10 protein-coding genes are annotated in these 16403 nt (G+C 43.2%); 6 read left to right on the forward strand and 4 right to left on the reverse strand.

Features of this window, described 5'->3' with window-relative positions; translation table 11 throughout:
- Positions 1 to 123 precede the first annotated feature (123 nt).
- Positions 124 to 2817 carry a type I DNA topoisomerase gene (gene topA, locus SWP_RS07750; protein WP_044556338.1) on the forward strand — a complete coding sequence of 898 codons (2694 nt, stop codon included), beginning with the start codon at positions 124 to 126 and terminating at the stop codon, positions 2815 to 2817.
- A gap of 743 nt (positions 2818 to 3560) precedes the next feature.
- On the opposite strand, the gene SWP_RS07755 is transcribed toward topA, so the two are convergent.
- Positions 3561 to 4337: a hypothetical protein gene (locus SWP_RS07755; protein ID WP_020911893.1), complete on the reverse strand. Its 777-nt coding sequence runs from the start codon at positions 4335 to 4337 to the stop codon at positions 3561 to 3563.
- Positions 4338 to 4564: 227 nt separating this feature from the next.
- Between SWP_RS07755 and cysB the strand changes: the two genes are divergently transcribed.
- Positions 4565 to 5539: an HTH-type transcriptional regulator CysB gene (cysB, locus tag SWP_RS07760; RefSeq protein ID WP_020911894.1), complete on the forward strand. Its 975-nt coding sequence runs from the start codon at positions 4565 to 4567 to the stop codon at positions 5537 to 5539.
- Positions 5540 to 5606: 67 nt separating this feature from the next.
- On the opposite strand, the gene SWP_RS07765 is transcribed toward cysB, so the two are convergent.
- Positions 5607 to 6983: an L-serine ammonia-lyase gene (locus SWP_RS07765; protein ID WP_020911895.1), complete on the reverse strand. Its 1377-nt coding sequence runs from the start codon at positions 6981 to 6983 to the stop codon at positions 5607 to 5609.
- A 402-nt stretch (positions 6984 to 7385) separates the two neighbouring features.
- Between SWP_RS07765 and nagZ the strand changes: the two genes are divergently transcribed.
- The 4 genes from nagZ to SWP_RS07790 all read left to right on the forward strand — a co-directional run bounded on the left by nagZ (position 7386) and on the right by SWP_RS07790 (position 11840).
- Entirely contained in the window at positions 7386 to 8393 is a 1008-nt protein-coding gene (gene nagZ, locus SWP_RS07770; RefSeq protein WP_044555766.1) for a beta-N-acetylhexosaminidase, read from the forward strand.
- Between the two features lie 583 nt (positions 8394 to 8976).
- Positions 8977 to 10662 (forward strand): methyl-accepting chemotaxis protein, encoded by a 1686-nt coding sequence (locus SWP_RS07775; RefSeq protein ID WP_143711180.1) that lies wholly within the window; start codon positions 8977 to 8979, stop codon positions 10660 to 10662.
- A gap of 177 nt (positions 10663 to 10839) precedes the next feature.
- The gene (gene ycfP / locus SWP_RS07780) at positions 10840 to 11379 is read left to right on the forward strand and encodes an alpha/beta hydrolase YcfP (protein WP_020911898.1); all 540 of its coding nucleotides are present in this window, start codon (positions 10840 to 10842) and stop codon (positions 11377 to 11379) included.
- Between the two features lie 185 nt (positions 11380 to 11564).
- Positions 11565 to 11840, forward strand: a complete 276-nt coding sequence (locus SWP_RS07790; protein WP_020911899.1) for an acylphosphatase — start codon at positions 11565 to 11567, stop codon at positions 11838 to 11840.
- Positions 11841 to 11846: 6 nt separating this feature from the next.
- Here SWP_RS07790 and SWP_RS07795 read toward each other — a convergent pair whose 3' ends face one another.
- Both SWP_RS07795 and mfd read right to left on the reverse strand, forming a co-directional pair.
- On the reverse strand, positions 11847 to 12863 hold the full coding sequence (locus SWP_RS07795) for a peptidoglycan binding protein CsiV (protein ID WP_143711181.1): 1017 nt from the start codon (positions 12861 to 12863) through the stop codon (positions 11847 to 11849).
- 2 nt (positions 12864 to 12865) lie between these two features.
- A complete protein-coding gene (gene mfd, locus SWP_RS07800; protein ID WP_044555769.1) occupies positions 12866 to 16339 on the reverse strand; it encodes a transcription-repair coupling factor in 3474 nt (1157 codons plus the stop codon).
- Between the last annotated feature and the right edge of the window lie 64 nt (positions 16340 to 16403).

Here is a 16403-nt window from a genome sequence, read left to right on the forward strand (position 1 = left end):
AAACGGTTAAAAAATGGTACTCCAGTACAAATAAAAGAGGGATTAGCTTGAAAGTCTTTACACAACCCTCTATATATGGAGCCAATTTTCAGATTTTTGAAACTTGTTGGCGCAAATAAATATATGGGTAAATCGCTAGTAATCGTCGAATCACCGGCCAAAGCCAAGACTATTAACAAATATCTAGGCAAAGATTTCATCGTTAAGTCGAGTGTAGGTCACATCCGTGATCTGCCTACATCGTCGAGTCCTGACGCAAAGGTGGTGAGCAAAACACCTGCTGAAGTCAAGAAGATGTCTCCAGAGGAGAAGGCTGAGTATAAGAGTCTAAAAGCGAAGCAAGCTTTAGTTGCCCGCATGGGAGTTGACCCCGAAAAAGGCTGGAAAGCGAAATACCAAACGCTGCCTGGCAAAGAGAAAGTTGTAAAAGAGTTACAAACACTTGCTGAGTCAGCTGACCACATCTATCTCGCAACCGATTTGGATAGAGAGGGGGAGGCGATCGCTTGGCATCTTCAACAGGTTATTGGTGGAGATGAATCCCGCTATCAACGCGTAGTGTTTAACGAAATTACTAAATCAGCCATTCAGGATGCATTTAGTCAGCCATCCGTGCTCGACACAAATATGGTCAATGCGCAGCAAGCGCGTCGATTCTTAGATCGTGTCGTTGGCTTTATGGCATCACCACTGTTATGGAAGAAAGTCGCCCGTGGCTTATCAGCTGGACGTGTGCAATCTGTTGCCGTGCGTTTGGTGGTGGAGCGTGAAGGTGAGATCAAGGCGTTCGTACCTGAAGAGTTTTGGGACGTTCACGCTGAGCTCAATACCCTCTGTGATGAACGACTTAAAATGCAAGTTGCCAAATTTCAGGGCAAAGCATTTAACCCAGTAAACCAGACAGAGGCTGACGCTGCAGTCAGCGCGTTGTCGCAATCTAGTTTTGTTGTTGCTGGCCGTGAAGACCGAGCGACATCAAGCAAGCCGTCAGCACCGTATATTACTTCTACGTTGCAACAAGCAGCGAGTACGCGTTTAGGCTTCGGTGTAAAGAAAACCATGATGATGGCACAGCGCTTATATGAAGCGGGTCACATTACCTATATGCGTACCGATTCAACCAACTTAAGCCAAGAAGCGCTCGATAATGTGCGTGAAATGATTGGCAAAGAATATGGTGATAAGTACCTGCCAGAAGCACCTATTCGTTATGGGAGCAAAGAGGGCGCGCAAGAAGCACACGAAGCAATTCGTCCTTCAAATGTAAAAGTCACCGCCGCTTCTTTAAGTGATATGGAGCGTGATGCTCAGCGTTTGTATGAACTTATTTGGCGCCAGTTTGTATCCTGTCAGATGACACCTGCTAAATATGACGCGACACGTTTGACCGTTGCTGCAGGCGATTATGAGTTAAAAGCCAGTGGTAGAACATTGCGCTTCGATGGTTGGACGCGAGTACAAACCGCAATTAAGAAAAAGAACGAAGAAGACAATACGCTACCTGTCGTAGCTAAAGGTGACACGGTAACGCTGCAAGAACTTATGCCTAAGCAGCACTTCACGAAGCCACCTGCACGTTATAGCGAAGCTTCTTTAGTAAAAGAGCTTGAAAAACGTGGTATTGGTCGTCCGTCTACATACGCAACCATTATTTCAACCATTCAGGATAGAGGTTACGTTAAAGTTGATAACCGCCGATTCTATGCTGAGAAAATGGGCGAAATTGTAAGCGACAGATTAGTCGGTAGTTTCCAGGATTTAATGAGCTATGACTTTACCGCAAGCATGGAGCAAACATTGGATGATGTTGCTCAAGGTAAGCTTGACTGGAAAAAAGTACTCAATGGTTTCTACAAAGACTTCACTAAGCAGTTAGAGAACGCTGAGTTACCACCTGAAGAGGGTGGAATGCGCCCGAATGAGATGGTTATCACTGACATTAAATGCCCTACTTGTGGACGCCCTATGGGGATCCGCACCGGAAGTACAGGGGTATTCTTAGGTTGTTCAGGGTATGCGCTGCCGCCTAAAGAGCGTTGTAAGACAACGTTGAACTTAACGCCAGGCGAAGAAGCGGTAAGTGAAAGTGGTGAAGATGCAGAAACTGAAGCGTTAAGAGCGAAACATCGTTGTGGCATATGTGGCACAGCAATGGATAGCTATCTTATTGATGAAACCCGTAAGCTACACATCTGTGGTAATAACCCGACCTGTGAAGGCTTTGAAGTCGAAGCGGGTCAGTTTAAGATCAAAGGTTATGAAGGGCCGATTATTGAGTGCGATCGTTGTCAAAACGATATGGAACTTAAAAATGGCCGTTTTGGAAAGTATTTTGGTTGTACAAATTCTGAATGTAAGAATACCCGTAAACTGCTTAAAAGCGGTGAAGCGGCACCGCCAAAAGAAGATCCAATACACCTACCAGATCTTAAGTGTACCAAGTCTGATGCTTACTTTGTGCTAAGAGATGGCGCAGCAGGGATCTTCCTTGCAGCTAGCACTTTCCCTAAATCACGTGAAACACGTGGGCCATTGGTTGAAGAGTTAGTAAAGTATAGAGAGTTGTTATGGCCAAAGTATGCCTACCTTGCTGATGCACCTGTTGCAGATGATGATGGTAACTTAGCGTCTGTGCGCTTTAGCCGTAAGACTAAAGAGCAGTATGTTGCGACAGATGTTGACGGTAAAGCGACAGGTTGGACTGCTAAGTTCATTGACGGTAAGTGGGTGGCTGAAGCGAAAGCGAAGGCAAAACCGAAAGCTAAAGCTAAACCAAAGGCTAAGCCAAAGGCGAAAGCAAAACCTAAAGCGGAGTAATCTGTTAGGTTTATAAGCGTAAAAAGCCCTGATCATCTCAGGGCTTTTTAATGCCTGCAATTTGGGTGACAGTCTATGAGTGGCTTGGTAATTTAAGCTGGACTGTATTTACTCTCGCTGGAAAACCGCGGCCTAGCTTGTCCGTAGAGCTACAAATTTTGGTAAAAAAAACATAACTTTACAGTGGGTATTATACCAATTGCATTAAAAGTTTGACCATTCAGCGGGAATTCAAAACGCTGTAGGCAAGTAGTGGGATTTGAGCTAATAGTTATTCTCGGCTCTGGCATCCTGCTTCGCTCTCGATAATTGCTCCTGCATTATTCTACCTTCGACCATCCTTGGTCTCGTACCTCCTAAATCTGACCGCCAGGGAGGGCCGGAATGTCTTATTTTGTATGGAACAAAATAGACCATTTAGTCGTATATCCAAATCCCATAGCGAATCATACAGCGTTTGCCAATTTTTTTAAGCTCAGCCGCACTACGTGAGTTCCTCAGTCTTTCCACTTCTGCTTTGCATTGGCTTAAAAGGGAACAACCATTTCTTTACCAATGCGCTTTGAATTGAAAAGACTGAGGGGCTCTGAACTGTTCAAATACTTAATGCAATTGGTATTAGGATGCCAGCTATTTACGACGATTGGTATAAGCTCAATGAAAAGCCCTGATCATGTCAGGGCTTCGTTATATCGGTAATGTGGTCTAATCCCGTAACTACTTAAGGGGGGAAGCCAATCCGTTTACCACTTGCGCTTAGGCTGAAATAGCACGTCAATATCGTCTTCATCCTCTTTTGCTGCTGGTACTTGAGGTTGAGCCATTTTCTGTGCGCCCATGATTTCATCGAGCATGGTCTTAGCTTCATCTACTTTCTTGGCAATGAAAGGGTCGTTTGGTGTTTGAGCTTTTATGGTGTGCAAGGTTGATAACGCTTTAGTTACCATTTGCTTTGCAGAGCCATATTGTTTCATAAAGCAAGCTGCTCTGCCTCTAGCAAGCATAGAGTCCACATTAATTCGTAGTTGTAGGCTATCGATTCGTAGCTCTTCCTGGGCAAAGGTGCTGGGCTCGACTCTGGCTTTATTGTGCTCAGCCCTTAGTATCGCTTTCATCTTTTTGAGTGTTTGGACTAAGGTGAGCACTTGTCTATCATTGTCTGGTAGTCTGAACATCTCAATGGCAGGCGCTGACTTTGGCGCATTGTTCAATGTTTCTATTTGCGCGCGTAAATCAAATAAGCGACGTTCATAGTCATTTTGTTGCGCTGGAGATAAGGAAGCGGCGATAACGAGCGCTTCTTCAATTCTTTTATACAGTATTAATACTATGTTACTAGAGCAAGGGATAAGCCCTGTGTTTGAAAGCACGCCTTCGGTCTCATCAATGATCGCTCTTTGTCGAGCAAGCTCTGTGCGTCTTTCAGCTTCAACACGAGCTTTTTGCTGTTGAATGATGCTAATGCCGATAATAAGTAGTAGCAATACACCGATCAAAACAAAGACGGAAACGATTATCATAAAGGGTCCAGATATTTTTTAATGCTTTTAATGCTACTATAAATCAACATTCTAGGATAGTAATCTTCATCATGGTTTGATGATTATCAGTTCGCACAGCTTGACAATTGTGCTATATTCCATTTGATATAATTATTTCTCTATACTATAACGAATAATTATACTTAAAAGCGTCATTGCTTAATCTATTTACAGATCTATAAGCCTACCAAAGAGAAGGACTAAAGATGAAGTTGCAGCAACTTAGATATATTGCAGAGGTGGTTAACCATAACCTCAACGTTTCTGCGACCGCAGAGAACCTCTATACTTCTCAACCCGGTATTAGTAAACAAGTGCGTATGCTTGAAGATGAGCTCGGTATCCAGATCTTTGGGCGTAGCGGTAAACATCTTACCCACGTAACTCCAGCGGGTCTGCAAGTGATTAGTATTGCAAATGACATTTTAGGTAAAGTAGAAAGTATTAAAAAAGTGGCGGAAGAGTACACTAAGCCCGATCAAGGTGAACTCAACATTGCAACGACTGATACGCAAGCACGTTATGCACTGCCGCATATTATTCAAGGTTTTATTGACCGCTACCCTAAAGTTAATTTGCATATGCATCAGGGCACGCCATCGCAAATTAGTGAGTTAGCAGCCCGTGGCGATGCTGACTTTGCTATTGCAACTGAGGCTATGCACCTTTATAACGACTTAATTATGTTGCCGTGTTACCACTGGAACCGCTCTATTGTGGTAACTCGAGACCATCCACTGGCCTCCCGAAGCCATATCAGCATTGAGGATCTTGGTCGCTTCCCATTAGTCACTTATGTGTTTGGTTTTGATCGCGCCTCAGAGATTGAAAAATCATTTAATCGAGCAGGGTTAGAGCCAAGAGTGGTATTTAGTGCAACGAGTGCAGACGTGCTGAAAACCTACGTTAGACTTGGTCTTGGTGTCGGTGTTATCGCCTCAATGGCAATCGATGAGCATATGGATAAAGATTTGGTTGCTATTGATGCCAGCCATCTGTTTGCACACAGCACCACTAAGATCGGTTTCAGAAAGGGCAATTTCTTAAGAACTTACATGTATGATTTCATCGAAAACTTTGCACCACATCTGACTCGCACGGTTGTCGAAAAAGCGGTTGCGTTAAGAGATGCTCAACAAATTGAAGCGATGTTTGAAGATATTCAATTGCCCGTTAGGTAGTCGTTATTAACTGGCAATAAAAAAACCTCGCTAATGCGAGGTTTTTTTATGGAAAACTATAGAGTGTTTAACACTCTACGATATTCACAGCCAAACCGCCTTTTGCAGTTTCCTTATATTTACTACGCATATCTTTACCGGTATCCATCATGGTCTTGATGACTTTATCTAAAGACACCTTATGGTTACCGTCGCCGCGCATAGCCATACGTGAAGCGTTAATCGCTTTAACGGCCCCCATAGCATTCCGTTCAATACATGGGACTTGCACTAGGCCACCTACAGGGTCGCAGGTTAATCCGAGATTATGCTCCATACCAATCTCGGCAGCATTCTCTACATGCTCAACCGTACCGCCCATAATTTCAGTCAGTGCTGCGGCAGCCATCGAACAAGCAACGCCCACTTCGCCTTGGCATCCTACCTCAGCACCAGAAATCGAGGCGTTTTTCTTATACAGAATACCAATGGCAGCAGCAGTTAATAGATAACGGCAACACACGTCCATGTCGACCTCTTGCACAAACATGTCGTAATAACATAAAACGGCGGGAATGATACCAGCTGCGCCGTTAGTCGGTGCAGTCACAACACGATCACCAGCAGCATTCTGCTCATTAACGGACAGGGCAAATAGATCTACCCAGTCCATTGCGGTCAACGGATCGACAACATTCTTACCTTCAGCTTTTAGTCGGCGATAAAGTGACGGCGCGCGGCGGCGTAATTTTAGACCACCGGGTAAAATTCCCTCTTTTTGGTAACCGCGTTCTACACAGGTTTTCATGGTCTGCCAAATTTCCCACAACTGCTGCTGTATGGCATCTGTGTCTGCAATGCTTAGTTCATTTGCCATCATTAACGATGAGATACTAAAACCATGCTCAGTACACAACTCAAGTAGCTGCTGAGCAGAATCAAAATCATAAGGGGCTGACTTGATAGGTGCTGCAGGGGAGGCATCCTGCGCTTTAATTTCATCTTCATCTAAGATAAAACCGCCACCGACAGAGTAGTAGGTGCGCTCATAAATGCACTTTCCTTCAGCATAAGCATAAAGGGTCATTGCATTGGCGTGAGCTGGCAGACTTTTACGTCTATGGTAAGTAATCCCATTTGCACGCGAAAACAATACCTCACGACCATTGTTCAGTATTAGTTTTTCATCATTGCTAACGTTTTCTAGAATGGCATCAATCTTATCTGTATCGACGGTATCAGGTGCTTCTCCCATCAAGCCGAGGATCACAGCTTTACCTGTACCGTGGCCTTTACCTGTCTGCCCTAACGAGCCGAAAAGCTCAGAACGCATCTCATCTGTTGCGTCATAAAGACCTTGCTTAGTCAGATCTTCAATAAATATGTTACCCGCTTTCATCGGGCCTACAGTGTGTGAACTTGAGGGGCCAATGCCTATCTTGAACATGTCGAATACACTAATCATGCTAAAACCTTTTTACTCTCGTTGTTATTGCTTTAGTTGTTATTGTTTTAACCAATTTGACTTAGACTAATGCTACACGCGAATTGAGTTCAACGATGTTTTTGTCGATTATTCGGCGTAAAAAACTTAAGCTTAATGCTAATCTTAGTCGCTTGCATTGATTGGTGTAAAAAGTATCCCATACTTTAGCGTTATATCTAGCATTAGATTTTTTGCTCTGACTATAAAAGCATTAGATAAACTAATTTGATGCTTTAGGTTTAGGTTTTCAGGTTATAGTTTGGCTGTTTTTTAATTTTTTATATTAAACATGTGCTTAGTTTTGTTATTTTTGTTTGTACGCCGTTTTTAAGTCCAGCAGTACTTTATATATATTACGAACGATAATTATTTTGAGGTTATATGAGTTATTTGATGTTAGATGTTGAATCAACAATTTTGAGCGATGCAGAGCGTGAGCAACTGTCCCACCCAATGATTGGTGGACTTATTTTGTTTAGCCGAAATTACACTAACCGCAGCCAACTTATACAGCTTGTTCAGTCAATAAGAGCCGTTCGTGCTGACATCTTAATTGCCGTCGACCAAGAGGGTGGTCGAGTGCAGCGCTTTAGGGATGACTTTACAGTTTTACCTGCGATGGGAGATATATTGCCAGCAGCGCAGGGAGATCTGTCTCTAGCAACGACTTGGGCGACAGAACTTGGCTTTTTAATGGCGATAGAGTTGTTAGCTGTTGATATTGATTTGAGCTTTGCGCCAGTACTTGATCTTAATGGCATTAGCCAAGTGATTGGCAAACGTAGCTTTAGTTGTGATAAAGCTGAAGTCGAGCAGCTCGCGACGGCATTTATAAAAGGCATGGAGCAAGCTGGCATGGCAAGTGTGGGCAAACACTTTCCTGGACACGGCAGTGTGGAGGCGGATTCCCATATTGCCAAGCCCGTTGATTTAAGAAGCAAAGAACAGATATTTGCTAATGATATGCAACCTTTCAAGCAGCTTATTACTAAAGAGAGATTACAAGGGATCATGCCTGCGCATGTTATCTACCCCAATGTAGATGCTAATCCTGCAGGCTTTTCACCCTATTGGCTACAGGATGTTCTGCGAAAAGAATTAGGCTTCAACGGGGTGATTTTTTCAGATGATCTCGGTATGAAAGGCGCTGCTGTTGCTGGCAGTTATTGTGAGCGAGCACAAGCGGCCATCGATGCAGGTTGTAACATGGTGTTGGTATGTAACGACAGTTTTGGTGCTACCGAAGTACTGCATGGGGTTAATTGGCCGAAAGGGGAGCAAAGTGTGGCTGCGAATAGGTTAAAACCAGATTTGAAAACTGTCGCCAAAGCTTTGCAAGATAGCGAGCGTTGGGAAAAAGCAAAAGTAATTGCTGCAACTATTCTATAGCGATAGGTGCGCGAATTACTGATATGTACTGTCCTTAATTAATAAGCAATGAGCCTAGGAAATACTTTTGAATAAATGATTCTTAGGCTTAGTTTACAGATTATTTATATATTACTAAATCGTAACGTTAGAGCTGACTAATAGTAGTCTATTTATTAGCATAAAAATTTGCATTGAATCATAAGTTGATTTTATTCGACTGAAGCTGAGTAGTTTAATAGTAAATACAACGTAATATTAGTAATGAATATATTCTTCTCTAAATAGGTTCAGGTAATAGCCTATTATTAATCAGCGAGTTACACTTTTTACCTTGGGTAACATTGTGTAACAGATGTGGCGTTGTGTTAACTCGTACGACCAGCTAGTCTACAGAAAATATCCCCTGCAAAATGTATTTAATGTCGCCTTTTGGGTGGGCAATTGGATGCTTTATGCTATAAAAAGAGATACTAACTTGTTAAATACAGATATAAGCTTGGCTCGTAAGCTGGCTATTTTAATTGGAGTTGTTGTAACTAGCCTTTTAATCTTATTACTTAGCTCGCAATATTTCGCTGCTAAGCATGATTCCCTTTCTAAAATGAAAACCGCAATTTTAGATATAAATATTGTTGCATTACAATTACGTCGTAATGAAAAAGATTTCCTACTGCGTCAAGATGATAAATATCGGAAAAGTTTTGAAGATAATTACATCAAGATCACCGCCCTTATCGATCAACTCGATACTCGAATGCAGCAGATAAGTGTCGCGGATCTTCAAGCCTCATTTGAGCAGTATAAGCGCCATTTTTTAGCCTTAGTCGGTTCAATGAAGCAAAGAGGGCTAGACAAAGACAGTGGTAGCTATGGTCAATTGAGAGCTGCTACACATGATCTCGAGGCTTTACTTTATCAGCAAAAACAAACTGATAATTTAGTGACTTTACTTACAGTTCGTCGCCATGAAAAAGATTATATGCTGCGCCAGGATGAAAAGTATCTTGATGCATTATTCGAGCAACTCGCTAAGCTGCAAGCCTCAGTAGATGATACTCCAGAGATTTCAAGTTCAATTACTTCCTATCAGCGTGCAATTACTCGCTATAAAAATCTAGATTTGGCCATAGGGTTAACGCCAGAGGAAGGATTGCGCGGTAAAATGCGTCAATCGACTCATAGGGCCGAAGCATTACTATCTGAGTCTACTACAGCATTATCGCAGTATATTGAGCGCCAGTCTCGTTGGGCTTTCTGGCTTTCATTGGTGATTTTCTTATTGGTTTCTTTTGGTTTGACACTGCTTATTATTCGATTAAGCAAGAGTATTACAGAGCCGATTGCCGTTGCAGTAAAGAGTATAAATAACATCATTACCAAGCGTGACTTTACACTTCGACTAGTAAAACAATCAAATGATGAATTTGGCGATATTATTGAAGCTATCAATAAGTTTATCGCTTTTACCCAGCAAATTAATGTTTCTGTCAGCGAGCTTAGAGATGTCACACTGGCTGTAGAGAAAAATGCAGTCATTAGCCAAGAGAAATTGCTACAACAACAAGGTAAGAGCGAGTTTGTCGCTTCCTCTTCGTTAGAGCTTGAATACTCTGTCGATGAAATAGTTAAAAGCACGAATACTACGGCTGAAACTGCGGCAAAGATAGCGCTTCAGGCGGCCAATGGGAAATCACAACTCGATATGATGCATAGCCATTTATCGTCGAATACAGATTCCCTGATCTCTTCTGTAAACAGTATCGGTCTCTTGGAGGAGAAATGTAGCAATATTAATAGTTTTATAGATGAAATTAAGAGCATTGCCGACCAAACAAATCTATTAGCTCTCAATGCGGCAATCGAAGCGGCAAGGGCTGGTGAGCATGGTCGTGGCTTCTCTGTCGTTGCAGATGAAGTTAGATCACTGGCTGGACGCACACAAGAGTCAACCGAGCAAATAACTCACATTATTGGCGAGCTGCAATTGATTACCACGAGTGTTGTCACTGATGTAGGGCATATTAAAGATGCTAGCATAAACAACCTACAAGACGTTTCTAATTCTAGCAAGATGCTAGAAGAGGTGATAGAGGAGGTTGAATCAATACATAATATGACCACCGGTATCGCAACGGCAGTTGAGCAGCAAAGTGTTGCTATAAGAACAATTAACGCGAATATCACGACGATTAAAGACAATTGCACAGAGTTGAGTACACAAGCTAAAACTAACCGAGAAACATGCCTTTTGGCTAACGAAAAAACGCTGCAGCTCGGTGTTTTTTAGTTGTAGGGTCAGTCTTTGTTGTTGAAAGCCACTAGCACTTAACTAATGGCAGTATTAGTATAGTGCTACAAATGCAAATGACGTTGCTCAAACACTATGTGCTTTAGACGAAAGCATAGCCGCTTTTCTAAACGCGGCAATATGTGTGGCAAACAAATGTAAGAGGTATATTTAACCATGATCCTTTATTTGCACGGATTCGACGCTACAAGTCCAGGTAATCACGACAAAATGCGCCAATTGCAGTTTATTGACCAAGACGTACGCTTGGTAAGCTACAGTACCCAGCATCCTAAAAACGATATGCAGTATTTGCTTAATGAAGTAAGCAAGCACATTGCCGCCTCTGATGATAAGTCACCTTTGATAATTGGTGTTGGTTTAGGTGGATTTTGGGCTGAGAGGATTGGTTTCTTAAACAGTATCAAATCTGTATTGATTAATCCTAATTTAGCGCCTCAGGACAATATGGGCGACAAAATTGACCGTCCCGAAGAGTACGCCGATATTGCTAATAAGTGCGTTAAGGATTTTCGTGGTCTTAATCAGGGGAAAGCACTGTGTATATTGGCGCGAAACGATGAGGTTAATAATAATGTTGATGTCGCTGACTGTTTGCAAGATTACTACAGTGTAGTGTGGGATGAAGAGCAGAGTCATAAATTCAGTTCATTAGCTACACAGCTAAATAGGATTAAGGCCTTCAAGTCTGCTTAAATCAAATTTTGCCGTCATTTTCTAGCCCGCTAAAGATCGTCATCTTCAGTGGGTTTTTTATTGCGTCAAACACTTTGCTCATTTGGCTAGTATGCGCTAAGTTGTTAAAAGTAGGCGTAGTAATAGGCTTGCTTACCGAGAAAATAAACGATTCAAAGACCGAAACACTAGGGTAGGTGCTAACTATGAAGCGTGTCATCATTAAGATCACTGGAAAGGTTCAAGGTGTCTCTTTTCGTCAAAGTACCTTGGCGCAAGCAACAGCGCTAGGTCTAACAGGTTATGTGAGTAACCTGACTGATGGTTCGGTGCAAGTGCTTGCTCAGGGCAGTTATCCTGCGGTGGACAAATTGATTCGTTGGTGTGAAACCGGCGCGCCAATGGCAAGTGTTGATAATGTTTATGTTGAAGATGACGAGGCAGATGATATCTACCTCGACTTTTCAATTGTACAGCTCTAGCTTAGGTTACTCGTTTAAAAGGGAGGGCTCTGGGTTGGCGTTGCTAATAGAGTCTTTCTCTTCTTCAGAGCCCTTGGCTGTAGGGTGCTCCATTTTTCTGATCTGAATGATCATCCCCATTTTAGGGTGGTCAAAATAGTGTACTTCATCACTTCTAACACGTCGATTTTGCTTCATCGGAATCGAGTATAAAAATGGACTAGTGACAGACTCTACTTCTGGCTTTGAGTCTATACCCGTTGAGGAAGGGTTATCACGATGCGTTAACGTTACGGTCTTTTCTCCTTCTTCACGCAGGTAAAATGCCGTTTCAATAAACAGGTAGTGCTCAAGATAGATATTCAAGGTTCCATCTAACTTCCACACAGGCTTTTGCGGCTCAGCTAGAAAACCAATACTCATAAAATCAAACTGTGGCAGATCGTCGCTAATATCGCTGTTTTGCAACGGTTGACCATTTTGTTCGTACTCGTTTGAGAAGTCATGGCCTGAGTAAATTTTGATTGGAATTGCCCTATTTCTTGGCAACATCGATTGTTGCCATGTCATATGCATCAGGCTCTTATTGCCTTTCTCTCGCTTTAACGTTGCAATGATCTCTTTAAACTGACTTTGACTCTCTGCCAGCAATACCGCGCCATCTCCCAAATGTGCAGTTGCAGGTTCCGCCGCTGCAATCACCATAGGTATATCAGTTAAGCTTTTAACTTGGTTGTTTGAGTTAAGCTGCTCATTACAGTTAAGACTATCGGTTGCCCAATCTGTAGAAGTACAACCGTTGAGGCCCATATTAACCGCTGTTAGATCAGTACTTACCAATGGAGTGATAAAGTCGACGGTTTTACGTTGACGAGGCTTAACGGCTTTATCTGACCATTGCTCAACCGTAGGAGAATTATGCTCGTACAGATAGATCTCAACCTCAAACCAACGCTCTTCTTGGGCGATAGCTGTGGCTGACAGGCTCGAAAGTAGACTTGCTGCAAGTGCAAGCATCAATTTATGTGTAGAAAGTCTAAACACGTTTATTCTCCAATGCGATGTTGAGACAACTGTTCAATTAACAGTTTAATGAGTGCAAGCCTGTCTTTGGCCGATTCAGATGGCATAGCAAACTTTAGCTTATTCGGACCATCCATTCGATATACTTGTGGTTGGTTCTGTAATAAACCAATAATAAAACCTGGATCGACCTTGTTATCGTCGCCAAATTCTATGCTACCACCTTTTGCATGCATCTCGATCTTTCTTAGCCCCAGTTGTGTGGCCAGATGCTTATAGAGCGTCAACTCCATTAGGTTCTTGGTCGGTTCGGGCAACATGCCGAAACGGTCGATTAGCTCGACTTTTAGTTCATCGACTGCTTTTTCTGTTTTACAATTAGCGATACGTTTATACAGTGACAAGCGCATATTCACATCACTCACATAATCGTCAGGCAGTAAGGCGGGGATCCGCAAATCAATCTCACTTTGCTGACGCAGCATTTGATCAAGTGAAGGCTCTTTGCCTTCTTTAAGCAGTTTTACGGCATCTTCAAGCATTTCCATATAAAGGGTAAACCCGATCTTGGAAATATGACCACTTTGTTCATCGCCAAGCAGTTCACCGGCACCTCGGATCTCTAAGTCTTGGGTTGCCAGCATAAAGCCTGCACCGAGATCTTCTAAAGCGCCAATGGCTTCGAGTCGCTTACGGGCATCCTTAGTCATACGCTTTGGATGTGGCGTCATTAAATAAGCATAGGCTTGGTGATGAGAGCGACCGACGCGGCCTCGCAATTGATGCAGTTGCGCTAAGCCAAATTTGTCAGCTCGCTCAATAACGATAGTATTGGCCGATGGAACGTCAATACCAGTTTCAATGATGGTAGTACAGACAAGTACATTAAAGCGCTGATGATAAAAATCAGACATGACACGTTCAAGTTCTCGCTCACGCATCTGTCCGTGGGCTGTCACCACTCGCGCTTCGGGTAGCAATTCACTAATCTCTGCTGCGCGTTTCTCAATGGTTTCAACACTATTGTGTAAGAAGTAAACTTGGCCACCACGTAATATTTCACGCAGTAGTGCCTCTCTAATCGTGGCGTCGTCATATTCACGTACAAAGGTTTTTACGGCTAATCGTTTAGCCGGAGGCGTCGCAATAATCGATAGATCTCGCATCCCCGACATGGCCATGTTTAATGTTCGTGGAATAGGCGTGGCTGTGAGGGTTAAAATATCCACGTTTGCCCGTAGTGCTTTAATTTTCTCCTTCTGACGGACACCAAATCGGTGCTCTTCATCAATAACGAGTAAGCCTAAGTTTTCGAATTTGGCTTCTGATTGCAATAATTTATGAGTACCGATCACAATATCGACTTTACCGTCTGTGAGCTCTTTCATCACCTGGTTTTGTTCTTTGGCTGTTTTAAAGCGGGACATCACCTCGATTTTAAATGGCCAATCGGCAAAGCGGTCTTGAAAATTCTCAAAATGCTGCTGTGCAAGCAAGGTGGTCGGGACGAGTATTGCCACCTGTTTGCCGTCGTTAACTGCCACAAAAGCGGCGCGCATAGCGACCTCAGTTTTACCAAAACCTACGTCACCACAGACGAGTCTATCCATTGCCATTGGGGTGCGCATATCATCGAGTACAGCAGTAATTGCCGTCTCTTGATCGACCGTTTCTTCAAACGGAAAACTACTGGCAAACTGGGCATACTCTTCTTGATCTATCTTACAAGCATCGCCTGGGCGTGCTTGTCTACGGGCATAAACATCAAGTAGCTCTGCGGCAACATCACGGATTTTTTCAATCGCTTTGCGCTTGGCTTTTGACCAGGTTTCATTGCCGAGTTTATTGAGGTTCGCCTCTTCATCAGGGCCAACACTGTAACGGCTGATCAGGTGCAGTGAAGAAACAGGCACATAAAGCTTGTCGCCACCAGAGTATTCAAGTACTAAGTATTCGGCAACCAGCCCGCCAGTATCTAATGTTTCTAAGCCTTGATAACGGGCAACCCCATGCTCAAGGTGGACGATGGGTTGACCAACTTTTAGCTCCGCTAGGTTTTTAACCAGCGCATCACTACTAATCTGACGCTGTTTATCGCGGCGACGCCGCTGAGAAATACGTTGCCCAAATAGTTCGGTTTCACAGATAAGGCTGAACTTGCCACCTGTTTTCTTCTCAATGATACAACCTTGAGAAAGCGGAGAGACTATTAGCCCATGTTTGGTTTTACTGGCGGCGAACTCATTAAAATGGTTGAACAGTTTAGGTTTTAGACCAATTTTGCTTAGTAACTCTACCAGTGCTTCACGGCGGCCTTCGGATTCTGCACTAAATAATAACCTATCGCCTAATGTGGCATACTCTTCAAGGAGAGAGAGAGGTTGCTTCAGTTTATGGTTTGCCGTTAGATCGGGTAATTTAACAGCTTTGGCCTCAACTGATGTACCTGAGTATGGCGGTGTCTTTAACTGGAATCGAGGTAAGGCTTTGAAAGCTGCAAAGATCTGCTCAGTTAATAGGTACAATTCCTGCGGAGCCAATAGTGGCCGCAGTGGATCAACGCGTCTGTCTTCATAGCGGATTTCAACTTCATGCAGATGAGCTTGACTGGCGGCTTCAATGTCGCCAAGAGTGACTAGTTGGGTTTTTGAAGGCAGATAATCAAACAGGCTGGCTGTTTCATCAAAAAATAGCGGCAGATAGTTCTCAATTCCCGCAGGCATGGTCTTTTTACTGACCATCTGGTAGATAGAGCCCGGCTCTTTGACTAATACCTCAAAACGCCGACGGTAACGTTGCCTGAAACCTTCAATTGCCGAGTCATCAGTGGGGAACTCTTTGGCGGGCAATAATCTAATTGATGCTATTTCTTGACTAGAGCGCTGAGTTTCCGGATCAAAATGGCGAATTGACTCCACTTCATCATCGAATAATTCAATGCGAAACGGCTGATTTGAGCCCATCGGGAAAATATCAATAATCGAACCGCGTACTGCAAACTCCCCGTGCTCATAGACTTGCTCAACACTGTGATAGCCAGTATTAATCAACTGTTCTCTAACATCGTGCAGTTGATAGTTATCACCCTTTTCTAAAATCAGTACATTGCCACTTAAAAATGATTGAGGCGGTAGTTTTACCATTAAGGTACTGATAGGAACGATAACCACACTGTGTTGCGCTTGCGGGATCCTAGACAGTGCTTCAAGACGTTGAGAGACCAGATCTTGATGAGGCGAGAAGCTGTCATAGGGCAGGGTTTCTCGGTCAGGGAATAACCATATCGACATAGCCGTTTCGCTAAGCAAATAGCTTAACTCTGTTTCCAGCGCAATAGCACTTGGAGTATCGGCTGTGACAACAAGGGTAACACCTTGATGTTGCTTTGCGATATTCGCGATAGTTAGCGCTTGGGCAGCGCCACCAATAGTACACAGCGTTTGTGCTAAGTTAGCACTTTTGACCGCTGGTGGAGTCAATACAGAAAAGGCATTCATCAAGGCGAGAAAACGTGTCCAATAACAGCAAAGTTGCTTGGTATTGTAGTGGCTTGCCGTCGCT

The organism is Shewanella piezotolerans WP3, from assembly GCF_000014885.1.
In the GTDB taxonomy this organism is placed as follows: Bacteria; Pseudomonadota; Gammaproteobacteria; order Enterobacterales; family Shewanellaceae; genus Shewanella; species Shewanella piezotolerans.